Raw genomic sequence first — 25,362 nt, 5'->3', positions numbered from 1 at the left:
GGCCCGCTCCGAACATTGCTCGGGGCGGGCCTTGTCGTTGTCGGCGGGCGGGACCCGGGGGCCCTGAAACTGGCGGCGCAAGACAGGTCGACAGCCAAGATCGGTGTCGCGCGCCGCCAGTTCGCGACCGAGTGAGGTCAACCGATTCCAGATCCACAGGTCAGGCGCAGTCAGGGGCTTGCGGGTGTCGAGTCCCCTCAGGCCTCGGCGTCTGCCTTGATCTTCGCCAGCGTCTCGCGCATCCCGGCCCCGAGCTCGACCTCGAACTTCGTCACTCCGCCCATCAGCCGGTCCTCGAGCGACTGCGCGATCGGGGACAGCCCGTCCGGGGCCTCGCGGCGCTGGGTCAGCGTCGTGCCGCCGGAGCCGTTGTCGGCCAGGCTGAACGACCAGATGGTGAAATTGTCCTTGATCCGGAAGGCGATCTCGCGGTGCGGCTCGAAGCGCACCACCTTGGAACGCGTCGGCCACACGAGCGGGCCGCGACGGTTGATGTTGATCGTCCTGGTGCCGAGCCCGACGGGTCGGCCCCGGACGATGGTCTTGAGGACCTGTGGGCTCCACTTCGACATACGGCCCAGGTCCGAGACGAGGGACCACACGCGCACAGGCGGGGCGGCGATGTCGATGGATTCTTCGAGCAGGGGCGCAACGACGTCGGTCATGAGCGCAATCTAGTCGAGTCGAGGCACGGACCTCGCGTGTGTTCCGTCACCTTCACCCGGGTTGGCGGCAGCCCAGGCGAGAAGGGCAGCCGTGGCGTCGTCCTCACTCATCGGGCCGTTGTCCATGCGCAGCTCGAGGAGGTGCTTGTACGCGGCGCCCACCCGGCGGCCAGGAGCAATGTCGAGGATCTCCATGATCTGCGCACCGTCGAGATCGGGCCGGATCGAGGCGAGCTCCTCCTGCTCGGCGAGCCGCGCGATGCGCTCCTCGAGGGAGTCGTAGGTCCGGCGCAGGCGGTCCGCCTTGCGCTGGTTGCGGGTGGTGCAGTCGGCACGGGTCAGGATGTGGAGTCGCTCGAGCTGGTCACCGGCGTCCCGCACGTAGCGGCGTACCGCTGCGTCGGTCCATTCGCCTGCGCCGTACCCGTGGAAGCGGAGGTGCAGCTCGACCAGCTTGCTGGTCGCGTCGATCTCGGCGTTGGAGAAGCGGAGCGCCTGCATCCGCTTGCGGGTCAGCTTCGCGCCGACCACGTCGTGGTGGTGGAAGGTCACGACTCCGCCCGGCTCGAACCGCCGCGTCCGGGGCTTGCCCACGTCATGCATCAGGGCGGCGAACCGGGAGATGAAGTCGGGTCCGCCACCGAGGCGCGACTCGAGGTCGATCGACTGTTCGAGGACGGTCAACGAGTGCTCGTAGACGTCCTTGTGGCGGTGGTGCTCGTCGCGCTCGAGGGCGAGGGCGGGCAGCTCGGGCAGGACGTGTGCCGCCAAGCCCGTCTCCACCAGCAGGCGCAGGCCCAGTCGGGGGTACGGCGCACACACCAGCTTGACCAGCTCGTCACGCACGCGCTCGGCCGAGATGATCTCGATCCGCCCGGCCATCGAGGTCATGGCGGCCACGACCTCCGGCGCCGGGGTGAAGCCCAGCTGGGCGGCAAAGCGTGCCGCTCGCATCATGCGCAGCGGGTCGTCGGAGAACGAGTCCTCGGGCGTGCCCGGCGTGCGCAGGGTCTGGTTGGCCAGGTCGACGAGTCCGCCGTAGGGGTCCTCGAACTCCCGGCCCGGCACCCGGACGGCCATGGCGTTGACGCTGAAGTCCCGCCGGCCGAGGTCGCCGACCAGGTTGTCGCCGTACTCCACCTCGGGCTTGCGGGAGGTCGAGTCGTAGGTCTCGGCCCGGTAGGTGGTGATCTCCACCTGCCACTCACCGATCCGGGCGCCGATGGTGCCGAAGGAGCGGCCCATGTCCCAGATGGCGTCGACCCAGCCCGAGAGCAGCTTCTCGGTCTTCTCCGGGCGAGCGGAGGTGGCGAAGTCGAGGTCGTTCTGCAGCCTGCCGAGCATGGCGTCGCGCACCGGACCGCCGACCAGTGCCAGCTCCTCGCCCGCTGCGGCGAAGCGTGCGCCGAGGTCATCGATGACCGGGCCGATGCGGGTCAGCTCCGAGGCGACGCGGCGCTCCACCTCGGCGATCGAGAGCGGGGGCAGGACGGCGTCGGACACAAGGGTGAACGATAAGGGATGGGGTGGGGATCGCCGTGGTCGCGAGAGTCGCGCCAGATGCCCGGTGACCGGGCACTACAGTCGGTGCCGTGCAGTGCCTGTCCTCGAACTCCCGCGCCCGGAGGGCAGCGGGACGGACGACGAAGGCAGTCCTGCGGGCCGTCGTGTGCTCGTTGGCCCTCGCGCTGATGATCCTGGTCGTGCCGATCGGCCTCTCCGCGACGGCGCGGACGACCCCGAAGCCAGAGGAGAAGGAACCGCTCGGGGTGCACCTCGAGTCCATCAGCCCGTCCACCCTGAGCGACAACGACCGCCCGCTCACGATCACCGGGACCGTGACGAACCAGAGCGACGAGCAGTGGACCGCGATCAACCTCTACTCCTTCCGCTCCGAAGCCCCCATCCCTGACGCGCAGTCCCTCGCCGACTCCGCCGCGATCGAGACTGCCGCCTTCGTCGGAACGCGCATCGTCGCCGCGGGCACCGAGGACACCGTCGAGCTGCTCGACCCGGGCGAGTCGGCGCCCTTCTCGCTCACTGTGCCCCGGTCAGAGATCCGCGTCGTCGAGCCGGGCGTCTACTGGCTGGGCGTGCACGCCATGGGGATCCCGTTCTCGTCCCTGGAGCGGGACCTCATCGCCGACGGTCGCGCCCGCACCTTCATCCCCTTGGTCCCGCGCGCGCGCGGGAAGGACAAGGACGAGGTGACGGTGGAGTCTGCCATCGTCGTGCCCGTCCGCGAGACGGTGTGGTTCCAGCCCGACGGTCGGATCGCGCACCTGGCCCGGTGGACCAGGTCCCTGGGTGACGGTGGACGGCTGGACGCCATCCTTGACGCGGGAGAGGCCGCCGACGTGCCCCTCACGTGGCTGGTGGACCCGGCCGTGCCGGCCGCCGTGAAGCGGCTGGCCGACGGCAACCCGCCCCGCAGCCTGGCCCCTGATCCCAACGCCCCGCCGCCCAGCGAAGAGCCCACCGAAGAGCCCAGCGAGCCCACGGGTGCGCCTGTCGAGCCCGAGCCCTTCGCGGCGTTCTCCGACCCCATCCCGCCGCCAGTTCCCGAGGAGGAGCTGTCCGACCGTCAGCAGGCTCTGGCCGACCAGGCGCAGGAGTGGCTCGACCGCTTCCTCCCCCTCGCCAGCAGCGGGACCGTCCTGGCCCTGCCGTACGGCGACATCGACGAGTCGGCGGCCGCGACGCACGGCCCGGCGTTCTACCAGCAGGCCGTGACCCGCAGCACCCAGGTGATGGCCGGGCTGGCAATCCCGGCCACCCCAGCCCTGGCTCCGCGGGACGGCATCATGAGCCCGGCCGCGATCGCTGCCGCCAGCCCGGAGACCATGATCCTGCTGGGCGACACCACCTCGTTCACGGTGCCTCCCGACTCGGCGTCGTCCATGGTGGACCTCCTGGGGCACAAGGTGCTCGTGACCTCGTCCGGTGCCGCTGCGGGTGGGCCCGGTCCGACGCCCGCCGACGACCCGCTGGCACTCAGGCAACGCCTGCTCAGCGAGGCGGCCCTGCGCCTGCTCACGGCGTCGGCGTCGGGGCCCCCTGCGCCGACTCCTCCCCCGGTCGTGATGATGCTGCCGGCCGACTGGCACCCCGAGGAGCCCGACGCGCTCCTGGCCGACCTCGACGTGCCCTGGCTCTCGGCGGTCAGCGCCGCCGACATCGCGCTGCGACCGGCAACCTCGATCAGCGTCACCGACATCGCCTACTCGCTCGAGGACGCCGAGGCCGAGCTCGACGAGACCAGCTTCACCGCCGCCGAGGAGCTGACCGCCCGGGCCCAGCTCCTGTCCGGTGTCCTGACCCTGCAGGACCTCGTGCGCGAGCAGGTGGCCGACGAAGTGCTGGTGAGTCTCTCGAGCGGTCACCGTTCGCACGCGGACGACGTCACCCAGAGCGTGCAGGAGGCCACTGGCTTCATCGATGCCCAGCTCGGCAAGGTGCGCGTCGAGGCCCCCGACGCCGTGACCCTCTCCAGCCAGACCGGGCCCTTCGGCGCCGACGTCGTGAATGGCCTCGACCAACCGGTCACGGTCCGGCTCGCCGTTGATTCCGGCGGCACCCTCGAGCTCGCCGATCTGGGTCCCCAGCAGCTCGGCCCCGGGGCCAAGAAGCGGATCCTGCCCCAAGTGACCGCCAGCCGACCCGGGATCCACCAGGTGTCGTTGCTCGTCACCGACGCCGACGGTCAGCCGACCGGGGCGTCCACCAGCCTGCAGGTCCGCGCCGCCCAGGTCAGCGGCCTGATCTGGCTCATCCTTGCGGGCGGTGCGCTGCTTCTCTTCGGCACGATCGCCCTGCGCCTGGTCAAGCGTCTGAGGGCCCGGCGCGCCAGCCCACCGGGAGCGACCGCCCTCGCGGTCTCTCCATGAGCGACCAGAAGGTCCTCGCCTCCAGTGCCGTGATGGCCGCCGGCACCGCGTTCTCGCGGGCCAGCGGGTTCCTGCGCGGTGCCCTGCTGGTCGCGGCCCTCGGCGCCGCAGTGCAGGCCGACCTGTTCACGATCGCGAACACGCTGCCCAACATGATCTACATCCTGGTCGCGGGCGGTGTCTTCAACGCGGTCCTGGTGCCGCAGCTGGTGCGGGCCCAGAAGTCCGACGCGGACGGCGGAGAGGCCTATGCCAACCGCGTGATCACGCTGTCGGCGCTCTTCCTCGGAGCAGTGACCGTGGCCCTCGTCGTGGCGACCCCGTGGGTCATACCGCTGTTCCTCAGCAGCGACTACGACTCTCCGCAATACGCCGCGCACCTCGAGTCGATCATCCACCTCACCAGGCTGTGCCTGCCACAGGTGTTCTTCTACGGGATGTTCGTGCTGGTCGGGCAGATCCTCAACGCCCGCGGCCGGTTCGGGCCGATGATGTGGGCCCCCATCGCCAACAACGCCGTGGCCGTGCTGATGCTCGCGGTCTACCTCGGGTTGTACGGGAAGGCCACCACGAGCGAGTGGCAGCAAGCTCTGACCCGCGACCAAGAGCTCCTGCTCGGTGTCGGCTCCACGCTGGGGATCGTCCTGCAGCTGTTCATCCTCCTGCCCTACCTCAAGGCCGCCGGCTTCAGCTATCGACCGCGCTTCGACTTCCGCGACGCGGGTCTGGCCAAGACCCTGTCGCTCGGTCTCTGGACGGTGCTCTTCGTCATCGTCAACCAGCTCGCCTACGTCGTGGTGGTCAACCAAGCCTCGGGCGGGCCCCTGGGCGACGAGGACGGAACCGGCTACACCGTCTACGCCAACGCATTCCTGATCCTGATGGTCCCGCACTCGATCGTCACCGTGTCCCTGGCCACGGCGATCCTCCCGACCATCTCGGGCTTTGCCTCCGAGGACCGGCTGCGGGAGATGGGGACGACGATTGCCTCCACGCTGCGGTCGGCGCTGGTCGTCGTGCTGCCCGTCGCTGCCCTGCTGCCCGTGCTGTCCTATGACGTGGCCAACGTCCTGTTCGGGTGGGCCGAGAAGGAGTCGGCCGACCGGTTCGCGACGACCCTGGCCGTCTTCGCACCCGGGCTGGTCTTCTTCACCGTCCACTACTTCATGCTGCGCGGCTTCTACGCGCTGGAGCAGACGCGCCGGGTGTTCTTCATCCAATGTGCGATCTCGGCGACCAACATCGCCCTCGCCGTCGTCCTCGTGCGACTGGTGAGTGCACCGGGCACCGCGCCGGCCCTGGCCGCTGCCTACCTCGGGGCGTACGCCGTCGGCTCGATCGTCAGCTACTCGGTGCTGCGCCGCGTTCTCGGTGACCTCCAGACGCCTGCACTGCTGCGGTTCCTGATGCGGATGCTGCTCGTCGTCGCTCTCGCTGCGCTCGCTGCCTGGTTGGTGACCGCAGGCGCTGGGGCCCTGCTGGGCGACCGCGCCGACAACCCACCTCCCCTCGTCTCGCTGGCCCGTGGTGGCGTCGCCGGCGTCGTCGGCCTGGTCGTGGTGCTCGTGCTGTCCCACGCGCTGCGGATCCGTGAAGTGACGTCCCTGACCCAGGCGGCCACGTCCCGCCTGCGGCGCCGGCGAGTCCTAGGATGAGTCCGACCAGCGCCGACCCGACCGGGGAGAGGGAGGTTCGCGGTGCCTGACTCCATCCACGCCGGCGACCTCCTCGCCGACCGCTACCGCCTCGACGACCTGCTCACCGAGAGCGCGGGCGGGCGTTTCTGGTTGGCCCACGACCTGGTCCTGCACCGGCCGGTCGCCGTACACCTCATCGCCAGGACCGACGAGCGGGCCGAGGGCCTGATGGAGGCCGCGCGGCGTACGGCGCCCTACCACGACCGGCGGCTGCTGCGCGTGCTCGACGCCGACGAGACCGACGAGTGCTGCTACGTCGTCAACGAGTGGGGGCAGGGGACCTCGCTCGACAACATGCTGGGCAGCAACGGGCCCCTGCAGCCGCGACGCGCGGCCTGGGTCACCTCCGAGATCGCGGACAGCCTGGCGCGAGCCCACGAGGCCGGGCTCGACCACGGCCGGATGGTGCCGGAGAACGTCCTGATCGACCTCAACGGACAGGTCCGGATCATCGGCTTCGCCGTCGACGCGGCACTTCACGGCCTGCCCACGGGCCGCCAGTCCGCCGACCTCGTCGACACCGCCGGGGTCCTCTACGCCGCCCTCACCGGCAAGTGGGCTGGGGTCTCCTCCTCCCACGTGGCCGCGGCCCCGACGGAGCACGGACAGGTGATGCGCCCTCGCCGGGTGCGCGCCGGCATCCCGCGGCAGCTCGACGACCTGTGCGACCAGGTGATCAACGCCGACGGCGCCCACCACCGGTCGGCGTTCGACCTCACGACGATGACCGGAGTGGTCGAAGCGCTGCGCGAGTTCGTCGGCGACCCCACCGGGCTGGACAGCGCCGAGTCGTGGCTCGATCACCATGCCGTGACCGTTGCTCCCGCGCCCTGGGCGGTCGACGCGTCGTCACCGCAGCCGCCGTCCCCCACCGTGGCAGTCCGGCAGGTGGAGCCGACGCCGGACTCCACGACTCAGGTCGTACCCACGTCTGACTCGACGACTGAGCCCGCGCCTGACCTCCCGCCTGGGCCCACCCCGCAGCCCGGACCTGAGCCGTCCCCGCACCTCACCGAGATGCCCACCCAGGCGGGGATCCCGGTCTTCGACGAGAACAACGACGTCGGCTGGATCCAGGCCCGCAGCACGATCCCCGTCCCGCCCCCTCCCCACGAGGAGACGCAGGCGAAGCCGCTGTTCGCACCCGAGCCGGCCGAGGGTCAGCCCGTACGCCGAGCGCGACCCGGCGCCACAGCCGCGCCTCCTCGGGACTACTGGCCCTGGGAGACCGGCACCGGCGTCGGCACCGGCATCGGAACGGGGGTCCCGGCCGCGACCAACGACAGCACGGACCACGTCGTGCCGGGACGCAGCTGGTTCCGGCTGGCCATGTCGGTGGCCATCGGGGTGCTCCTGCTCGTGGCAGGTGTTGCGGCCTACCAGCTCGGAGTCGGCAACGGTGACGAGCCCGACGACGAACCCACCGCCTCCGCCGAGCCGACTCCTGTGGAACCGACGCCTTTCGCCGAGCTGACGGCCGTCGACTTCGATCCCCAGGGAGCGGAGCCGCGCGAGGAGAATCCTGAGCTCGTTCCGCTGGCACTGGACGGCGACACGGCGACGTCCTGGCAGACCTCCACCTACAAGCAGGACTTCGGACCGACGGGCCTCAAGGACGGCGTTGGCCTGCTCGTCGATCTCGGGTCGACCCGGTCCGTGCGCGAGATCGAGGTTGCCACCCTCGGGGGTCCCACCACGCTCTCGGTGTACGTCGAGGACAAGGAGCCCACCGGCGTCGCCGAGCTCACCCCGGTCGGGAACCAGTCCGGCAACGGCGTCCTCACCATCAGCCTCGACCAGGCCGTCTCGGGTCGCTACGTCACTGTCTGGTTGACCTCGATCCCGCCGATCGAGGGTGAGTTCCGCGGCGCGATCGCAGAAGTGGCGGTCCTGGGATGACGAGCGCCTCCGACGCCGAGCTGACGGGCGCCTCCGACGCCGAGCTCCTCGCCCGGCACGTCCAGGGTGATCCCGACGCCTTCGGCGAGCTCTTCGCCCGACACCGCGACCGGCTGTGGGCGGTCGCCCTGCGCACGATGGGCAATCCCGAGGACGCCGCAGACGGGCTGCAGGAGGGGATGATCGCTGCTTTCCGCCGCGCGGGGTCGTTCCGCGGCGACGCCGCCGTGACCACGTGGCTGCACCGGGTGGTCGTCAACGCCTGCCTCGACCGGTTGCGGGCGATGAAGGTACGCCGCGCCGAGGCGTTGCCCGACGACCTCGAGGAGCGCGCGGACCGCGGCTCGCTGGTCAGCTCGACCGACGCCGAGCTCGACCCGGCGGAGCTGACCGTGGCCGACGAGCGGCGGCGGCTGGTGCTCGATGCGCTGCGAACCCTGGCCCCCGACCAGCGCGCCGCCCTGGTCCTCGTCGACATGGAGGGCTACCCCGTCGCCGAGGCGGCAGCGATGCTCGGCGTCGCCGAGGGGACCGTCAAGTCCCGTTGCTTCCGGGGCCGCGCAAAGCTGGCGCCCCTGCTCGGCCTGCTCGCGCCCGGGTTGACCGGGTCGCCGGACGACGTCCTCTCAGGGAACCCCCCGGTCGCCGCGGACGTCCCAATCACTGGTCGCCCGCGCGGTTCCCCACCCGCCGAGCCGTGACCGCGTCCTGATCACCCTGTGTCCCTGAACTCCCGCTCACTCACGTTGTACGCCGAAGGAGGTGCCCGATGTCCGACTCCGACCTGACCCCCGACCAGGACGAGTCCGTGCGTGCACTCCTGGCCTCCGCCAAGCACACCGGGCCCACCCCACCCGAGGTCGTCACGCGCCTTGACGAGGTCCTGGCCGAGCTCGCCGCGGAGCGTCGCGAGGTGCGCGCGCCGGTGGTGACGCTCGCCTCGCGCCGGCGCCGGCGCGCGTCCGCCGCCCTCCTCGCTGCCGCGGCCGTCGTAGTGCTCGGCGTCGGGGTCAAGCAGGTCCTCCCCGGCGTCAACGAGTCGGCTGACTCGATGATGAGCTCGGACTCCGGGTCGGGCCAGGACGAGACGGCGGCTGGTGGTGCCGAGTCCGACCGCGCATTCGGAGCGCAGGAAGCCCCAGAGCCCCAAGGGCTCAAGTCGGGAGATCCCGAGTCACAGGCGAACACGCGGGACAAGCCGCCGACCCTCACCACCGACAGCGATCTGTCCGTCCTCGTCTCCGCGGCACCTCTGCGGCGGCAGGTACGGGCACTACGGCAAGGTGCGGCCTTCGATTCCTCCATCCCGACCAGTCTCGACTGCTTGGTCGACAGCGAGGACTCCCAGGACCAGGTCGGGGTCACCTACGACGGGACGCCGGGCGTCCTGGTCTACCGCGCCCCCACCGCGGGCAGCCAGCGGGTGGATCTCTTCCTGTGCGGCGAGGCGGACCCGGTGGAGTCGGTGGAGATCAAGACCCGCTGACCCTCGCGAGGTGGCCACGCTGGTGTCCTCGATGGAACACCGGGCGCCTACGATCGGTTGCACAGTGCGTACGCGCCAACCGACCCACAGGAGCCTGAACCGACCATGTCCGAAGTTCGCAACGTCATCATCATCGGTTCGGGACCCTCGGGCTACACCGCGGCTGTCTACGCGGCGCGGGCCGCCCTCGCCCCTCTCGTCTTCGAGGGGTCGGTGACTGCTGGCGGCGCCCTGATGACCACCACCGAGGTGGAGAACTTCCCCGGCTTCCGCGACGGCATCATGGGCCCGGCCCTGATGGACGAGATGCGCGCCCAGGCGGAGCGCTTCGGCGCCGAGCTGGTGGCCGACGACATCGTCGAGGTAGACCTCACCGGCGACATCAAGATCGTCAAGACGGCCACCGACACCTACCAGGCCCGGTCGGTGATCCTCGCGACCGGCTCCGGCTACCGCAAGCTCGGACTCCCGCGCGAGGAGGAGCTGTCGGGCCGCGGTGTGTCCTGGTGTGCGACCTGTGACGGCTTCTTCTTCCGCGAGCAGGCCATTGCCGTGATCGGTGGCGGTGACTCCGCGGTCGAGGAGGCGACGTTCCTGACCCGGTTCGGCTCGAAGGTCTACCTGATCCACCGCCGCGACGAGCTGCGCGCCTCCAAGATCATGCAGGAGCGGGCCTTTGCGGACCCCAAGCTGGAGATGGTCTGGAACTCCGAGATCGCCTCCATCAACGGCGACGACCGGCTCGAGTCCCTCACCCTGCGTGACACGGTGACGGGCGAGGAGCGCCAGCTCGACGTGACTGGCCTCTTCATCGCGATCGGCCACGACCCGCGCTCCGAGCTGCTGACCGGCCAGGTCGACCTGGACGACGACGGCTACGTGCTGGTCGACCACCCGTCGACCGCGACCAACCTGCCCGGTGTCTTCGCCGCAGGCGACCTCGTCGACCACATCTACCGCCAGGCCATCACCGCTGCCGGCACCGGCTGCGCGGCCGCCCTCGACGCCGAGCGCTACGTCGCCGCCCTCGACCACGCTGCTTTGGTCGACGCCTCGCAGCGCGAGGCCGAGGAGATCATCACCGAGACCACGCCGGTCTCTGGCTGATCCCACGCGCGCTCGTCCGGTTGGAGTCCCCGCTCAGGCGGGGACTCCTGCACTTCATGGCCTTTGCAACGGTAGTGAGGTGCAGGACTTCGCCAGGAAGTCCGTCGCCCGCGCGCAACTTGCACGTGACGCCCGGCGGTCTCCGCACGCGGCGGGGAACATCCGTCGGTGGGGTGGTGTTGACTGATTCACAGACGTCATCCGATCAACGAAAGGCATCCCGTGGGCAACATCTCCGCAGTCACCGACGCCGAGTTCGAGGCGCAGGTCCTCAAGTCCGACAAGCCGGTCCTCGTCGACTTCTGGGCCGAGTGGTGCGGCCCGTGCCGCCAGGTCGCCCCGATCCTCGACGAGATCAACACCGAGCACGGCGAGAAGATCACGTTCTTGAAGATGAACGTCGACGAAAACCCGGTCACGCCCGCGTCCTACCGCGTCACCGGCATCCCGACGATCAACGTCTACCAGGGCGGCGAGGTCGTGAAGTCGATCGTCGGCGCCAAGCCGAAGGCCGCGCTCCTCAAGGAGCTCGCCGACTTCATCTGAGTCTCACCCACGAGCGCTCCGGTCCGCACTGCGGGTCGGGGCGTTCGTCTTTTCATGCGCGGTTCAGTCGCGCGTGCGGTGCGACGCCTTCGGCGCCGGTTCAGGTGCTGGCAGTACGACGCCCCAGAGCCGTTCCAGCGTCGCCTCGAGCTCGGACTTCCACGAGACGGCCGAGCGCAGGTCCATCCGCATGCGCGGTGTGGTCGTGTGGGCGCGTTGGGTCTTGAAGCCGACCCGGCCCAGGAACTCGGCCGGGACCACGCACCCGCTCGAACGGCCGCGGGTGTCACCGAAGGCCTCCACCGCAACCACCTCGCGCTGGACGAGGTCGCGGGCCATCCCTTGCACGAGGAGGCGGCCGATGCCGCCGCCGCGGGCCGACGGGTCGACGTACACGGTGGTCAGGAGCACTGCGTCAGGGGACGGGGGCGAGGTCGGGATTCCTGCCGCGCCCGGCAGGAAGACCGGCGGGGCATAGATCGCGTGTCCCACGACCTCGCCGTCGACGAGGGCGACGCGCCCGCAGGACCCCCATTCGCGGAGCACCCAGGAGAGCCAGGCCTCGCGGACCTCGGTCTCCTCCCCCGCGCCGAGACGGGAGCGACTCACGGGATCGGTCGACCAGAACAGGCAGGAGCGGCACGGCTCGTGCACCTGCGTCAGGTGGTCGAGCGTGAGCGGAGCTGTCCGCCGCGTCATGTCTCCATGCTAGGCCCGTCCAGGGCCTGAGAGGATGCACCATGCGCCAGATCCGCCAGAGCAAGAAGCTCCAGGGAGTCCGCTACGACGTGCGTGGTCCGATCCTGGTCGAGGCACAGCGTCTCGAGGCCGAGGGCCACCGCATCCTGAAGCTCAACATCGGCAACACGGCGCCGTTCGGCTTCGAGGCGCCCGAGGCGATCCTCGCCGACATCATCCACCACCTGCCCGACTCGCAGGGCTACAGCGACTCCCAGGGCATCTACTCGGCCCGGACCGCGGTGATGAACTACTACCAGTCGCACGGGTTGCGCGAGGTCAGCGTCGAGGACATCTTCATCGGCAACGGCGTCTCCGAGCTCATCTCGATGGTGCTGCAGGCCTTCGTCGACGACGGCAACGAGATCCTGGTGCCCGCTCCCGACTACCCACTCTGGACCGGCGCGATCACGCTGTCGGGGGGTACGGCGGTGCACTACCGCTGCGACGAGCAGAACGGCTGGTCCCCCGACCTCGCCGACATCGAGGCCAAGATCACCGAGAACACCCACGGCCTGGTCATCATCAACCCGAACAATCCCACCGGTGCGGTCTACAGCGCGGATGTCGTCAAGGCCCTGATCGACATCGCGCGCCGACACCAGCTGGTGGTCTTCGCAGACGAGATCTACGAGAAGATCCTGTTCGAGGACGCCCAGCACCACCACGCGGCCACCTTCGCGGGCAGCGACGTGCTGTGCCTGACCTTCAGCGGACTCTCCAAGGCCTACCGCGTCTGTGGATATCGCGCCGGCTGGCTGATGATCTCGGGCCCGAAGGAGATCGCCCAGGACTTCCTCGAGGGACTGACGCTGGTCGCCAACATGCGCATGTGTGCCAACGTGCCGGCCCAGCACGCGATCCAGACCGCCCTGGGCGGCTATCAGTCGGTCGAGGAGCTCATCGGGCCGGGCGGGCGCTTCTATGAGCAGTCGATGCTGGCCGATCGGCTGCTCAACGAGATTCCGGGCGTCTCCAACGTGACGCCCCAGGGGGCGCTCTACTGCTTTCCGCGCCTCGATCCGGACGTCTATCCCATCGACGACGACCAGCAGTTCGTCATCGACCTGCTGCGGGCCAAGAAGATCCTGGTCACCCATGGCACCGGCTTCAACTGGTTCGAGCCCGACCACTTCCGCCTCGTGACGCTGCCGGAGGCGTCCGTGCTCGAAGAGGCGATCGGCCGCATCGGCGACTTCCTGGCGACGCGGCGGTAGCTCCCTTGGCCGACACCGCTCGCGCAGCGGGGCCCGGGGGCGCCTAGGCTCCCCGACATGCGTGATCTCACCTACCCGCCGATCGTCGTCGCTGCGAAGGCAGGCTTCCGGCTCCTCGGCCAGCGGTTCCAGCTGACCGGCACCGAGCACGTGCCCGAGTCCGGTGGGGTCCTACTGGCGTACAACCACATCAGCTATGTCGACTTCGTGTACGGCGGGCTGGCGGCCAACCCGTCGGGTCGCCTGGTCCGATTCATGGCGAAGAGGGAGCTCTTCGACCACCCGCTCGCGGGGCCGCTGATGCGCTCCCTGCACCACATCGAGGTCGACCGCGCCTCAGGTGAGCAGTCCCTGTCGGCGGCCCTGGACCACCTGAAGGCTGGCGAGGCCGTGGGGATCTTCCCCGAGGCGACCATCTCCCGGTCGATGGAGCTCAAGGACTTCAAGACCGGCACCGTACGGATCGCCGCCGCGGCCGGGGTGCCGGTGGTCCCGGTGATCATGTGGGGTACCCAGCGGATGATGACCAAGGACCACGACCGCGACTTCTCGCGAGGCAAGACGATCTCGATCGCCGTGGGCGCGCCCCTCCACCCGACCGGCAACAATCCGGTGGCAGAGACGGCCGAGCTGCACGCACGGATGTCGGAGATGCTCGACGAGGCGATCGCCGCCTACCCGATCGACGAGCAACCCCCCGGGAGCTGGTGGGTGCCGGCGCGTCTGGGCGGTACGGCGCCCACGCCGGCCGAAGCGGCAGCGCTCGACATGGCGGAGAAGCGCGCCCGAGCGCAGCGGCGGGCTGCCAAACGGGGTTGATCTGTCTACCTGTCATTTTATCGCTATATATTTTTGTCGACAAAGTGACGGCAGGCGTCGACGGCGCTCACTGCGCTGCAGGGGCGCGAGCGGCTAGGGGCGCTGTCGACTCCTGAGGACATCGACGCCGACGCCGCTGAGGTCGTCCAGTGCAACGGATCGTCCGGCAACAGCCATGGCCAATGCCTCACTCGGTCCGGCGATCTGCTGGCCAGTGCCCCACGACCATTCCTGATCGGTCGCCAGCAGGTGCAGACCCTCCAACCGATCCTTCGGCACCAAACCACGCACGCCACCGGGGAACCAGTCCAGCAACATCCGCCAGTCCTCGAGGCTGACGTCGTCGGGCAGACCGAGTGGCCGAGCGCAGTCACGCAGGTGGATGCATCCGTCCGCCATCTGGCCCATGGGCCCGACGCCAGGAGCCTTGATGACCTCGTCGGCCTTGTCGCGCAGGAGAACGGTGAGGTCCTCGAGCGGCCGTCGAGACAGATCGCGAGCGAACTCTGCGCTGGCTCTGTCGATCGAGCCACGCGACCGGACGACCTGCACCAGAAAACCTCCGAGGCTGCCCGTCAACGGCATCACCAGGTGTCCCAGCACTTCTCGGACGGTCCAGGCATCGCACAGACTGCGAGAGTCGAGCTGGCTCTCATCCAGGCTGTCGAAGAAGTCCGCCAGTCGCAGCCGATTCGCAGTGATCTCGCTCTGTACGTCCATGCCGCCACACTAGGGTGTCCTGGCCGGCGCGGTCCTTACCCACTCTGGCCATGGGTGTGTGACGGCGTTCAGTCGCTGTCCATGCTCCGAACAAAGTCGTCCACCTGTGATGGGTCCTTAATAGCACCGTGTGCACAGCTACGAGTTCGCCATCATCGAGCAGCAGAGTGGTGGGCAGACCGCGTAGAGGGATCAGTTCCTGGATGACGCTGGTGAAGTCGCCTTCGCCATCGCACCACGAGGGAAATGCGACGTCGTGGCGTTGCAGGAACTCAATCTTCGGTTCGCGTCGATGTCTTGAGCGATACCCACGACCTCCACGAGATCCCCGGCTGCCAAAGGGTCCAACTGCGGCATCTCCTTGCGGCAGGGACCACAAGTCGTCGCCCAGATGTTGACGAGCTCGAGCTCGCCGGTTGGCGCAGTTCCGCTCATCGGTTGTCCGACCGGCAGCGAGAGGGTAGTCGGCGGCAGTTTCGCCCAGCCAAGCGTGTGCGATGACAGAGGCGCCGTGCCGCCAGTGCGTTGGCTTTCGAGGTGGTGGGTCGCGAGCGCAGCGAACGCCATGAGGGTCGTCGCGAGAAGAAGTTGGAGTCTGCGACTCACGCCAATGACCGCCTTTCGCGTCCTCTCGATCGACTCAGATGGGCCGGTCGGAGCGGTTGCGCGGGTCCATCATCTCCACGATGCGGCGAAGGTCGTCGAGCGAGGCGAACTCGACGGTGATCTTGCCCTTCGCCTTTCCCAGGTCGACCTTCACGCGGGTCTCGAAACGATCCGAGAGACGTTCGGCCAGGTCCGCCAGGCCGGGGGCAGTCGGCCGGTTGCGCTGTGCCCGGGTGGACGAGGTCTGGCCCGGGCCCAGGGACACGATCTCCTCGAGACCTCGGACGCTGATGCCTTCAGCCGTGACGCGTGCGGCCAAGCGGTCCTGGAGATCCGCGTCATCGATCGTGAGGAGTGCGCGTGCGTGCCCGGCGGACAGCACGCCCGCCGCGACCCGCCGCTGGACGGCCGGCGAGAGCTTCAGCAGCCGGAGCGTGTTGCTGATCTGAGGTCGCGAGCGGCCGATGCGCTGGGACAGTTCGTCGTGCGTACACCCGAAGTCCTCCAGGAGCTGACCGTACGCGGCAGCCTCCTCGAGCGGGTTGAGCTGGGAGCGGTGCAGGTTCTCCAGCAGTGCGTCGCGCAGCATGTCGTTGTCGTCGGTCTCGCGGACGATGGCCGGGATGGTGCTGAGGCCGGCCTGCTGGGAGGCGCGCCACCGACGCTCCCCCATGATCAGCTCGAACTCGTCCTGGCCGGTCCTGCGGACGACCACGGGCTGGAGCAGGCCCACCTCGGTGATGGAGTGGACGAGCTCGGCCAGCGCCTCCTCCTCGAACACCTGCCGGGGCTGACGGGCGTTCGGGCGCACCTGCGCGATCGGGAGCTCGGCGAAGTAGGCGCCCGAGACAGGTGCTGGCGAGGCCTCGCTGCCGGCGGCGCCGACGTCCGTAGTCGATGACGAAGACGTCACGCCAGCCGTCAGCTGATCGGGGCGCCCGTCCCGGACCGACCCGGGCGCTTCGGCGGCGAGACCCTCCGGCGGAGCCGTGGGGATGAGGGAGCCGAGTCCCCGTCCCAGACCACGACGCGGTGGCTTGGCGTTGTTCATCGCGGTGCTCCCTTGGTAGCGATCTCCCTGGCTGCCTCGAGATAGCTGAGCGCTCCGGCAGACGCTGGATCGTAGGTCATGACCGTCTGCCCGTAGGACGGCGCCTCGGAGACCCGCACCGAGCGGGGCACGGCGGTCTTGAGCACCTCGGGACCGAAGTGCTCGCGCACCTCGGCTGCGACGGCCGCAGCCAGCCGGGTCCGGGCGTCGTACATCGTCAACAAGATGGTGCTGACGACGAGGTCGGGATTGAGGTGCTTGCGGACCATGGCGACGGTCTCGAGCAGTTGGCCCAACCCCTCCAGCGCGTAGTACTCCGCCTGGATGGGGATGAACATCTCTCGTCCGGCGACGAGGGCGTTCAGGGTCAACAGCCCCAGCGAAGGCGGGCAGTCGATGAGGACGTAGTCGAAGCGGTCGTCACCAGCCTCGGCGGCGGGGCCGATCCGGTCGTTCGCCGCCAGAGCGCGCTGCAGACGACTCTCGCGGGCGACCACGCTCACGAGCTCGATCTCGGCGCCAGCCAGGTCGATCGTCGCCGGGACCACCCACAAACCCGGGACTTCGTCGCTCGTCGTCATGACGTCGGCGAGGGCTTCCCCGTCCACCAGCATGTCGTAGGTCGACGGAACCCCTCGGTGATGAGCGACGCCCAAGGCGGTGGACGCGTTTCCTTGGGGGTCGAGATCGATCACCAGGACGCGCAGGCCCAGCTGGGCGAGGGCCGCAGCGACATTGACGGTCGAGGTCGTCTTGCCGACACCACCCTTCTGGTTCGCCACCACCAGCACCCGAGTGCTGTCCGGCCGGGGTGCTTTCTGTCCCCGGTGGAGCGCACCAGCGCGCGCCAAGACGGAGTGCTCGGCGGCACGAGCCATCGGAGTGGTCTCGTCGTCGAAGCCGTCCGCGCCGAACTCCGCGATCTGGGCTGCGGTACGCACCGTGAAGGGAGATGTTTCACGTGAAACATCGGTGGTGGGAGATGTTTCACGTGAAACATACCGACCCTCAACCTGTGGATGAACCTCAGTCTTCTGTGGAGAGGCAGGCTCAATTGCGCCTGCAGCGTCGGTGGAAAACTCGTGGGGGCGCATCGAACCGGCAGTTCCGTCGGAACGCATGGATTCCTCGGTCACAACCAGGACCTTTCGATCGAGAGGCGGAAAATCAGCGGCGGCGGCGTTGAGAAGGACGCGGCGGACGCGGCGGGCGCAAACCTACCCGCGACGGGTCCGCCCAAGCCACCCGGAGAGCATGGGTGCTGTGGATCAACGAGTCCTCTCCCAGCACCAGGATCTCCGGTTCGGCGCACCCCAGCTTGCGCAGGGTAGTGCCGGACTCGACGACTTCCGCCGCGACCGACGATCCCTTCATCGCCACCAGCGCACCGTGAGGCGATACCAGGGGCATCGACCAGCGGAGCAGCCGCTCCAACGGAGCCACAGCGCGCGACGTCACGACATCGAAGCAATGACGCTCCGACACGTCCTCGGCTCGCCCTCTGGTCACGGTCACGTTGTCCAACCCGAGCTGTTCCACGGCCTCGTCGAGGAACGCGGTCCGACGAAGCAAGGGCTCCACCAAAGTGACACGCAGATCGGGGCGCGCGATCGCAAGCACCAAGCCAGGGAGTCCCGCTCCCGAGCCGATGTCGCACACAGACGCGTTGGCGGGGATGACTTCGGCCAGGACGGCACAATTGAGCAGGTGGCGATCCCACAGCCGCGGAGCCTCACGCGGCCCGATGAGGCCGCGGACGACACCCTCGTGAGCGAGCAGGGCGGCGTACTGCTCCGCGAGGGGAAGGCGGGCAGAACCGAACACCCCCCGCGCCGCCTCGGGCGTGGGGGGTGCCGGTTCAGTCGGACCCGTCACGGTCCTGGTTTCACGTGAAACATCGATGTTGGATCAGCCCGGCAGGATGACGACGTACCGACGCGGTTCGGCACCCTCGGACTCGGACGTGAGACCAGCGGCGGCGACGGCATCGTGCACCACCTTGCGCTCGAAGGACGACATCGGCTCCAGGGAGACGTTCTCCCCGGACTCCTGCACCAGAGCGATCTTTTCGGCTGCCAGCTTCACCAGACGGGTGCGCTGCTCGGCACGGTAGCCGGAGATGTCGAGCATCAGTCGCGACCGCTCACCGGTCTCGCGGAAGACGGCCAGGCGAGTGAGCTCCTGGAGCGCGTCCAGGACTTCTCCCTTGCCGCCCACCAGCATGGACAGGTCGGCGCCGACGATCGAGACCGCCGCCCGATCACCCTCGACGTCCATGTCCAGGTCACCGTCAAGGTCGGCGATGTCGAGGAGCTCCTCGAGATAGTCGGCGGCGATGTCGCCTTCGTTCTCCAGGCGCTCGACCTTGCTCGGGCGACCGGCCGGCTCGCCCCCCGTCGCGTGCTCGACAGAGCCCTCGTCGGGGGTCACGCCCTGGTCCTCGGTCTGCTGCTCGGTCGTCGTGTCGGTGGACTCACTCACGTGCCATCTCCTGCCATCTGCTGCGGATTCGCGGCTGTGCCGCGGGGAAAATGTGGGGGACCGCTACTTCTTGCTCGGCGGCTTTCGTTTCGCCTGACGCTGTGCCTTGGTCTGCCGCTTGGGTTGGGGTCGCGGGGCCACCGGTGCTTCGACGACCTCGGTCGCGACGACCGCGGTGGACCCGGTCGGCTCGGTGCTGATGCCCTTGCGCGCGGCCTTGGCCTTGTCCCGCTCCGCCTTGGCCTTGTAGGCCTCGGTGTTGGGCGCCGGGTTGTTGCGGATCACGTAGAACTGCTGGCCCATGGTCCACAGGTTGGAGGTGGTCCAGTAGAAGAGGACACCGACGGGGAAGGCGATACCACCGACGGCGAAGACGACGGGCAGGACGTAGAGCAGCATCTTCTGCTGCTGGGCGTAGGGCCCGGTGAGGGCGTCAGCCGGCATGTTCTTGCTCATCAGCTGGCGCTGGGTCAAGAAGGTGGTGGCCGTCATCGCCAGGACCAGGACCGCGGCGAGCACGCGGACGCCCCAGTCGTCGGTGTTGAGGAAGGTGTCGGAGATCTTCGCCCCGAGGAAGATCGCGTCACCGAACTGCGTGTTGAGCTTCTCGGTCATCAAGCCGCGTGGTGTCTCCGGCTCCTTCGCTGCCTGGTCGATGAGACGGAAGAGGGCGAAGAAGATCGGCATCTGCAAGATGATCGGCAGGCACGACGCGAACGGGTTCGTGCCCGTGTCCTTGTAGAGCTTCATCGTCTCCTGGGCGAGACGCTCCCGGTCGTGGCCGTACTTCTTCTGCAGCTCCTTGACCTTGGGCTGGATCAGCTGCATGTTGCGGCTGGACTTGATCTGCTTGACGAACAGCGGAATGAGAGCCATCCGGATGACCAGCGTCAGGCCGATGATCGACAGCACCCACGCGACGCCCGAGGCCTCGCCGAACAGGTTGCCGAAGACCTTGTGGAAGCCAACCAAGACCGCAGAGATGACGAAGTACAGCGGTTCCATGATGAAGCCACCGATGCGGCTGAAGAAGTCGAGCACTCAAGCTCCCTGGGTCGGGGTCGGGCCCGCACTCAAGGTGCGGGATGGAACGGGGTCGTATCCGCCGGCTGACCACGGGTGGCAGCGACCGAGACGGCGGGCCGAGAGCCACGAGCCGCGGACGGCGCCGTACTCCGTCACGGCCTCGAGTGCGTAGGCCGAGCAGGACGGGTGATAGCGACAGACCTGGCCGTAGAGCGGACTGATCAACGCGCGGTAAGCCCTGAGGAACACGATCAGCAGGAATTTCACGGTGTCACCTCGGCGGCGGCCTTCGAGGTCACCTTGCCCAGACAACGCCGTAGGTCGGCAGCGAGTTCCGCGCCCGAGGCGGCCGCAGCCGGCGGCAGTGCTCGCACCACGAGCACGGCAGAACCCGGCAACCCCGCCAGGACGGGCAGGTGCTCCCGGGTCAGGTGTCGAAGTCGGCGCTTCACGCGGTTGCGGACCACGGCGTTGCCGACGGCCTTGCTCACCACGAAGCCCACCAGTGCCGGGTCGCCCGGCGAGTGGACAGCGAGGTGGACCACGAGGGTGCGTGAGCCGCAGCGACGACCGGATCGGACAGAGGCGCGGAAGGCGTCACTGCTGACGAGTCGGTGCGCAGCGGGCAGCACGATCGTGGTAACCGCCGGCGCAGTCGTCAGACGGCCAGGCTGTCGCGGCCCTTGCGGCGGCGCGCCGACAGGATGGCGCGGCCGGCGCGGGTGCGCATGCGCAAACGGAAACCGTGCACCTTGTGACGGCGGCGGTTGTTCGGCTGGTAGGTGCGCTTGCTCACGAGTTTTCTCCGATACGTTTCTCTTGGCGTTGTCCACTCCACAGCGGGACTTGGTGCACTCGCCTCACACAGTGCATGGAGCACTGAAGTGGCGAACTGGCTCTTCGGCCGGCACCGCCCACCCACGCGCGCAAACCTCAGGTGTTTGCGGAGTCGTGGACATGCGGCACCCGTCGACACGGAGTGACCGGCCAACGGTACGCGTGAGCGTGAATCATGGTCAAACTCGTGCAGCCGTCGGTCGGGTCGGTCGGCCTGTGGATGAAGGCTTGCCGCGGCGTTTCCGGCCTTGTTAGGTTGCGCTCGCCGAGGCCCACAGATTGGGTACCTCGACCGTCCGTCCTGGTTGTGCTCGACCGCTGGTCCGCTGGCAATGGTGTGCGCCCTGACCTGCGCGCTTACTGTTCGACCCACCTCTGGGCGGCGACGACAGTGACCTGGGTCACGGCCGAAGGGCCGGGGTTAACAGACTGTGGACAACTCTGTGGACAGTGCACGGCACAACCAGACGCAGGAAAGGTAGGCCGGTGGACGACCAGGAGAACGACCTCGGGGACGTATGGCGAGCGATCGTCCACGACCTGCAAGCCCACCAGCGGGCGTGGCTGCGTGCCAGCGAGCCGGTGACGCTGCACGAGAGCACCGCCATCATCGCCGTCCCCAACGACTTCACCCGGGGCCAGCTCGAGGGCCGACTGCGCGCCCAGCTCGAGGACGCGCTGAGCGAGGCCTTCGGTCGCGAGATCCGGATGGCGGTCAGCGTCAACCCGGCGCTCGAGGACACGTCGCCACAAACATATGTGGATGAAGAGACAAGTCAACCTAACGACATGTCGACAAATACGCTGCAGGACGAGCAGCGGGCCCCCTCCGGCCTGATCCCGGTGAGCGGGGGGCCGGCGCCTGCCCACGACCGGCCAGCCGACCCGGATCCGAGCAGCGATCGGCGTACCCACTCAGCGCTCGAAACGCGGCTCAACCCGAAGTACACCTTCGAGACCTTCGTCATCGGCTCGTCCAACCGCTTCCCGCACGCCGCCGCCGTCGCCGTCTCCGAGGCGCCGGGCAAGGCGTACAACCCGCTCCTGGTCTACGGCGAGTCCGGGCTCGGCAAGACGCACCTGCTGCACGCGATCGGTCACTACGTGCGCAGCCTCTACACCAATGCCAAGGTCCGCTACGTCTCCAGCGAAGAGTTCACCAACGAGTTCATCAACGCGGTGCGCGACGACCGACAGGACAGGTTCAAGCGGCGCTACCGCGACGTCGACGTGCTGCTGATCGACGACATCCAGTTCCTTCAGGGCAAGACGCAGACGCAGGAGGAGTTCTTCCACACCTTCAACACCCTCCACAACGCCAACAAGCAGATCGTGCTGACCTCCGACCAGGCGCCGAAGAAGCTCGAGGCGCTGGAGGAGAGGTTGCGCAACCGCTTCGAGTGGGGGCTGATCACCGACGTCCAGCCGCCCGAGCTCGAGACGCGGATCGCCATCCTGCGCAAGAAGGCGGCCATGGACCGGCTGACCGCGCCACCGGACGTCCTGGAGTTCATCGCCTCCAAGATCCAGACCAACATCCGTGAGCTCGAGGGGGCGCTGATCCGCGTCACGGCGTTCGCCAACCTCAACCGCCAGGACGTCGACATGAGCCTGGCCGAGATCGTGCTGCGCGACCTGATCCCCGAAGGCGCAGAGCCCGAGATCACTCCCGGCCTGATCATCGCGCAGACGGCCGCGTACTTCGGCGTCTCGATCGAGGACCTCACCGGCCCGAGTCGCGGTCGCCACCTCGTGATGGCTCGCCAGATCGGCATGTACCTGTGCCGCGAGCTCACCGCGCTGTCGCTGCCGAAGATCGGCGCGCAGTTCGGCAACCGGGACCACACGACGGTGATGTACGCCGACCGCAAGATCCGCCAGCTGCTGGCCGAGCGTCGCGCCGTGTTCAACCAGGTCTCCGAGCTCACCAACCGGGTGAAGATGCACGCGCGTCAAGGCTGAGCTGAAATCTGTGGACGACGTGTGGTTCCGACCAGCGTGTCGTACACACGGGGTGTGCACGGACCGCGACGTCACGCCACGCACCCACGGTGGCTGCACATCGGACCCCTGCCCTGCACAGGCTCGTGCACACCCCCTGTGCAGTCCGATTACGGCGCGTCACCTGCGCAAAGAGCAGTTGTCCACAATTTCCACCGACGCTATGACTACTACGAACCTCTAGCCGGATCGAATGTCAGAAACCATGGAACGAGCCCCGCTCTGGGGACAGACCTGCCGCTCCGAGTAGTTCGCATGGCAGGATTCGCAATCCGCGGGCACCAGCGCCTGGTGTGTGCGCCACAGATCTGCCCCTGATCGTCAATGAGGAGTCCGCCGTGAAGTTCCGCGTCGAACGCGACGTCTTCGCCGACGCCGTTGCCTGGGCTGCTCGTAGCCTGCCGGTCCGTCCCAGCTCGCCGGTCCTCGCGGGCCTGCTCATCGAGGCGAGCGACTCGGGCCTGGTGCTGTCCACCTTCGACTACGAGACCTCGGCCCGGGCGGACCTCACCGCAGACGTGAGCGACGAGGGCAGCGCGCTGGTCAGCGGCCGGCTGCTGGCCGACATCTGTCGCAGCCTCCCGGCCAAGCCGATCGAGATCCAGCTGGACGGGCCCCGGGTCTCGCTGACCTGCGGCTCGGCGCGCTTCAGCCTGCAGACCATGCCGGTCGACGACTACCCCAAGCTCCCGCAGATGCCGGCCGCGACCGGGACCGTCTCCAGCAACGACTTCGCGCACGCCGTCGCCCAGGCCGTCACGGCGGCCGGTCGCGACGACATGCTGCCGGTCCTCACCGGTGTCCGGATCGAGATCGAGGGTTCGACCATGTCGTTGCTCGCGACCGACCGCTTCCGGCTCTCCCACCGCGAGCTCACCTGGAACCCGCAGACCCCCGACGCTTCGGTCGCCGCGCTCGTGCCGGCCAAGGTGCTCGGAGAGACGGCCAAGTCGCTGACCTCCGGTGCCGAGGTCACCATCGCGTTGAGCGCCGGCTCCGGCGGAGAGGGCCTGATCGGCTTCGAAGGCTCGGGGCTCGGTGGCGTGCGGCGTACGACGACCAGGTTGCTCGACGGCGAGTTCCCCAAGGTGCGATCGCTGTTCCCCAGCGAGCACCTCACGGTCGCCAAGGTCAAGAAGGACGACCTCGTCGAGACAGTCAAGCGGGTCGCCCTGGTGGCCGAGCGCAACACCGCAGTGCAGCTGAAGTTCGGTGACAACCAGCTCGTGCTCGACGCCGGGACCGGCGACGAGGCTCAGGCGACCGAGGTCATCGAGGCCGAGATCACCGGCGAAGATCTCACCACCGGCTTCAACCCGCAGTTCCTGCTCGACGGGCTCACCGCCCTCGACGGCGAATACATCGACCTGTCGTTCACCCAGGCCAGCAAGCCGGTCGTCATCTCGAGCACCGACGCGGGCAGCGCAGACACCTTCCGCTACCTGTTGATGCCGCGCCGCCTGCTGAGCTGAGCCGAACTACTCGGGCGCCAGCGTCCGGGCAGGCTCGGCGAGCAAGGCAGGGAGTGAGCGCGCGAACTCCCAACGCCTCACCCGTGTTGCGGGCCAAGAGCCTCGCGTTAGGGTCACCACATGGACATCGGACTCGTCGGCCTCGGCAAAATGGGCGGGAACATGCGCGAGCGCATGCGCCGCGATGGTCACACCGTGGTCGGCTACGACCGCAACCCCGAGGTCAGCGACGTCGAGTCGCTCGCGAAGCTGGTCGAGGCCCTGCCATCGCCGAAGGTCGTCTGGGTGATGGTGCCCGCGGGCGACCCCACCCGGCAGACCGTCGCCGAGCTGGGCAAGCTCCTCTCCGAGGGCGACGTCATCGTCGACGGCGGCAACTCGCGCTGGACCGACGACCTGGCCAACGCTGAGGCCCTCAAGGACAAGGGCATCGGCTTCGTCGACTGCGGAGTCTCGGGCGGCGTGTGGGGCCTGGAGAACGGTTATGCCCTGATGTACGGCGGCGAGGCGGCCGACATCGAGAAGGTGCAGCCAGCCTTCGACTCGCTCAAGCCCGAGGGTGACTTCGGCGCCGTACACGCCGGAAAGGTCGGCGCCGGGCACTTCTCCAAGATGGTCCACAACGGCATCGAGTACGCGATCATGCAGGCCTACGCCGAGGGCTGGGAGCTGCTCGAGAAGGCAGAGGTGACCGAGAACGTCACCGAGGTCTTCCGCTCCTGGCGCGAGGGCACGGTCATCCGCTCGTGGCTGCTCGACCTGATGGTCGCGGCCCTGGACGACGACCCGGGCCTGTCCCAGGTCGCCGGCTACGCCGAGGACTCGGGCGAGGGCCGATGGACCGTGGAGGCCGGCATCGAGAACGCTGTCGCCACCCCCGCTATCACCGCAGCTCTCTACGCCCGCTTCGTCTCCCGCCAGGACGACTCGCCGACCATGAAGGCTGTCGCCGCGATGCGCAACCAGTTCGGCGGCCATGCCGTGAAGACCACTGCCCCCAAGGGCGGCGACGCCGCCGGCCAGCCGGCGGAGCCGGGCGGTCCGGCCCAGTCCGGCGCCGCCGAGCAGGCCGGCGCCGGCAGCGGGAACGAACCGGCAGAGAGCTAG

General features: G+C 68.7%; 24 protein-coding genes. 12 read left to right on the top strand and 12 right to left on the bottom strand.

All coding sequences use genetic code 11. The features are described 5' to 3' along the window. Positions 1-197 precede the first annotated feature (197 nt). On the bottom strand, positions 198-665 hold the full coding sequence (locus tag VNJ48_RS21220) for an SRPBCC family protein (RefSeq protein ID WP_325605787.1): 468 nt from the start codon (positions 663-665) through the stop codon (positions 198-200). Between the two features lie 9 nt (positions 666-674). Continuing rightward, positions 675-2,168 carry a CCA tRNA nucleotidyltransferase gene (locus VNJ48_RS21215; protein WP_325605786.1) on the bottom strand — a complete coding sequence of 498 codons (1,494 nt, stop codon included), beginning with the start codon at positions 2,166-2,168 and terminating at the stop codon, positions 675-677. A gap of 89 nt (positions 2,169-2,257) precedes the next feature. Between VNJ48_RS21215 and VNJ48_RS21210 the strand changes: the two genes are divergently transcribed. From VNJ48_RS21210 to trxA, 7 genes are all read left to right on the top strand, one after another. Continuing rightward, on the top strand, positions 2,258-4,552 hold the full coding sequence (locus tag VNJ48_RS21210; protein ID WP_325605785.1) for a DUF6049 family protein: 2,295 nt from the start codon (positions 2,258-2,260) through the stop codon (positions 4,550-4,552). Next, complete coding sequence (gene murJ, locus VNJ48_RS21205) at positions 4,549-6,207, top strand: murein biosynthesis integral membrane protein MurJ (protein ID WP_325605784.1); 1,659 nt, start codon at positions 4,549-4,551, stop codon at positions 6,205-6,207. The genes VNJ48_RS21210 and murJ overlap by 4 nt, the downstream gene beginning before the upstream one ends. Positions 6,208-6,249: 42 nt before the next feature. Beyond that, positions 6,250-8,148, top strand: a complete 1,899-nt coding sequence (locus VNJ48_RS21200; protein WP_325605783.1) for a hypothetical protein — start codon at positions 6,250-6,252, stop codon at positions 8,146-8,148. Beyond that, positions 8,145-8,849: an RNA polymerase sigma factor SigM gene (gene sigM / locus VNJ48_RS21195; protein ID WP_325605782.1), complete on the top strand. Its 705-nt coding sequence runs from the start codon at positions 8,145-8,147 to the stop codon at positions 8,847-8,849. The genes VNJ48_RS21200 and sigM overlap by 4 nt, the downstream gene beginning before the upstream one ends. A 68-nt stretch (positions 8,850-8,917) precedes the next feature. Further along, positions 8,918-9,634, top strand: coding sequence for a hypothetical protein (locus VNJ48_RS21190; protein WP_325605781.1), 717 nt, complete (start codon positions 8,918-8,920; stop codon positions 9,632-9,634). Positions 9,635-9,739: 105 nt separating this feature from the next. Beyond that, positions 9,740-10,741 (top strand): thioredoxin-disulfide reductase, encoded by a 1,002-nt coding sequence (trxB, locus tag VNJ48_RS21185; RefSeq protein WP_325605780.1) that lies wholly within the window; start codon positions 9,740-9,742, stop codon positions 10,739-10,741. A gap of 222 nt (positions 10,742-10,963) precedes the next feature. Then, positions 10,964-11,287 carry a thioredoxin gene (gene trxA / locus VNJ48_RS21180; RefSeq protein WP_297735825.1) on the top strand — a complete coding sequence of 108 codons (324 nt, stop codon included), beginning with the start codon at positions 10,964-10,966 and terminating at the stop codon, positions 11,285-11,287. A 63-nt stretch (positions 11,288-11,350) separates the two neighbouring features. On the opposite strand, the gene VNJ48_RS21175 is transcribed toward trxA, so the two are convergent. Continuing rightward, on the bottom strand, positions 11,351-11,986 hold the full coding sequence (locus VNJ48_RS21175) for a GNAT family N-acetyltransferase (protein WP_325605779.1): 636 nt from the start codon (positions 11,984-11,986) through the stop codon (positions 11,351-11,353). Between the two features lie 41 nt (positions 11,987-12,027). On the opposite strand from VNJ48_RS21175, the gene VNJ48_RS21170 reads away from it, so the two are divergent. Both VNJ48_RS21170 and VNJ48_RS21165 read left to right on the top strand, forming a co-directional pair. Continuing rightward, entirely contained in the window at positions 12,028-13,242 is a 1,215-nt protein-coding gene (locus tag VNJ48_RS21170; protein WP_325605778.1) for a pyridoxal phosphate-dependent aminotransferase, read from the top strand. 57 nt (positions 13,243-13,299) lie between these two features. Beyond that, positions 13,300-14,061, top strand: a complete 762-nt coding sequence (locus VNJ48_RS21165; protein WP_325605777.1) for a lysophospholipid acyltransferase family protein — start codon at positions 13,300-13,302, stop codon at positions 14,059-14,061. A gap of 93 nt (positions 14,062-14,154) precedes the next feature. Here VNJ48_RS21165 and VNJ48_RS21160 read toward each other — a convergent pair whose 3' ends face one another. The 9 genes from VNJ48_RS21160 to rpmH all read right to left on the bottom strand — a co-directional run bounded on the left by VNJ48_RS21160 (position 14,155) and on the right by rpmH (position 20,741). Next, entirely contained in the window at positions 14,155-14,781 is a 627-nt protein-coding gene (locus VNJ48_RS21160; protein WP_325605776.1) for a maleylpyruvate isomerase family mycothiol-dependent enzyme, read from the bottom strand. A 640-nt stretch (positions 14,782-15,421) separates the two neighbouring features. Further along, entirely contained in the window at positions 15,422-16,438 is a 1,017-nt protein-coding gene (locus tag VNJ48_RS21155; protein ID WP_325605775.1) for a ParB/RepB/Spo0J family partition protein, read from the bottom strand. Beyond that, positions 16,435-17,379, bottom strand: a complete 945-nt coding sequence (locus tag VNJ48_RS21150) for a ParA family protein (RefSeq protein ID WP_325605774.1) — start codon at positions 17,377-17,379, stop codon at positions 16,435-16,437. Before VNJ48_RS21150 ends, VNJ48_RS21155 begins: the two co-directional genes overlap by 4 nt. Positions 17,380-17,605: 226 nt before the next feature. Next, the gene (gene rsmG / locus VNJ48_RS21145) at positions 17,606-18,313 is read right to left on the bottom strand and encodes a 16S rRNA (guanine(527)-N(7))-methyltransferase RsmG (protein WP_325605773.1); all 708 of its coding nucleotides are present in this window, start codon (positions 18,311-18,313) and stop codon (positions 17,606-17,608) included. Between the two features lie 33 nt (positions 18,314-18,346). Then, complete coding sequence (locus VNJ48_RS21140; RefSeq protein WP_414689972.1) at positions 18,347-18,919, bottom strand: protein jag; 573 nt, start codon at positions 18,917-18,919, stop codon at positions 18,347-18,349. A 63-nt stretch (positions 18,920-18,982) separates the two neighbouring features. After that, positions 18,983-19,924: a membrane protein insertase YidC gene (gene yidC, locus VNJ48_RS21135; protein ID WP_414689974.1), complete on the bottom strand. Its 942-nt coding sequence runs from the start codon at positions 19,922-19,924 to the stop codon at positions 18,983-18,985. Between the two features lie 36 nt (positions 19,925-19,960). Beyond that, positions 19,961-20,212: a membrane protein insertion efficiency factor YidD gene (gene yidD, locus VNJ48_RS21130; protein WP_325605771.1), complete on the bottom strand. Its 252-nt coding sequence runs from the start codon at positions 20,210-20,212 to the stop codon at positions 19,961-19,963. Then, complete coding sequence (gene rnpA / locus VNJ48_RS21125) at positions 20,209-20,577, bottom strand: ribonuclease P protein component (protein WP_325605770.1); 369 nt, start codon at positions 20,575-20,577, stop codon at positions 20,209-20,211. The genes yidD and rnpA overlap by 4 nt, the downstream gene beginning before the upstream one ends. A 26-nt stretch (positions 20,578-20,603) precedes the next feature. Next, the gene (gene rpmH, locus VNJ48_RS21120) at positions 20,604-20,741 is read right to left on the bottom strand and encodes a 50S ribosomal protein L34 (protein WP_325605769.1); all 138 of its coding nucleotides are present in this window, start codon (positions 20,739-20,741) and stop codon (positions 20,604-20,606) included. A 491-nt stretch (positions 20,742-21,232) separates the two neighbouring features. Here rpmH and dnaA point away from each other — a divergent pair, with 491 nt between their 5' ends. From dnaA to gnd, 3 genes are all read left to right on the top strand, one after another. After that, the gene (dnaA, locus tag VNJ48_RS21115; RefSeq protein WP_414689971.1) at positions 21,233-22,744 is read left to right on the top strand and encodes a chromosomal replication initiator protein DnaA; all 1,512 of its coding nucleotides are present in this window, start codon (positions 21,233-21,235) and stop codon (positions 22,742-22,744) included. A 377-nt stretch (positions 22,745-23,121) separates the two neighbouring features. Beyond that, positions 23,122-24,255 (top strand): DNA polymerase III subunit beta, encoded by a 1,134-nt coding sequence (gene dnaN, locus VNJ48_RS21110; protein WP_325605768.1) that lies wholly within the window; start codon positions 23,122-23,124, stop codon positions 24,253-24,255. Positions 24,256-24,375: 120 nt separating this feature from the next. Beyond that, entirely contained in the window at positions 24,376-25,362 is a 987-nt protein-coding gene (gene gnd, locus VNJ48_RS21105; protein WP_325605767.1) for a phosphogluconate dehydrogenase (NAD(+)-dependent, decarboxylating), read from the top strand.

Source organism: Nocardioides sp. (assembly GCF_035576065.1).
GTDB lineage: Bacteria > Actinomycetota > Actinomycetes > Propionibacteriales > Nocardioidaceae > Nocardioides.
This window is presented reverse-complemented; position numbering and strand designations above follow the sequence as displayed.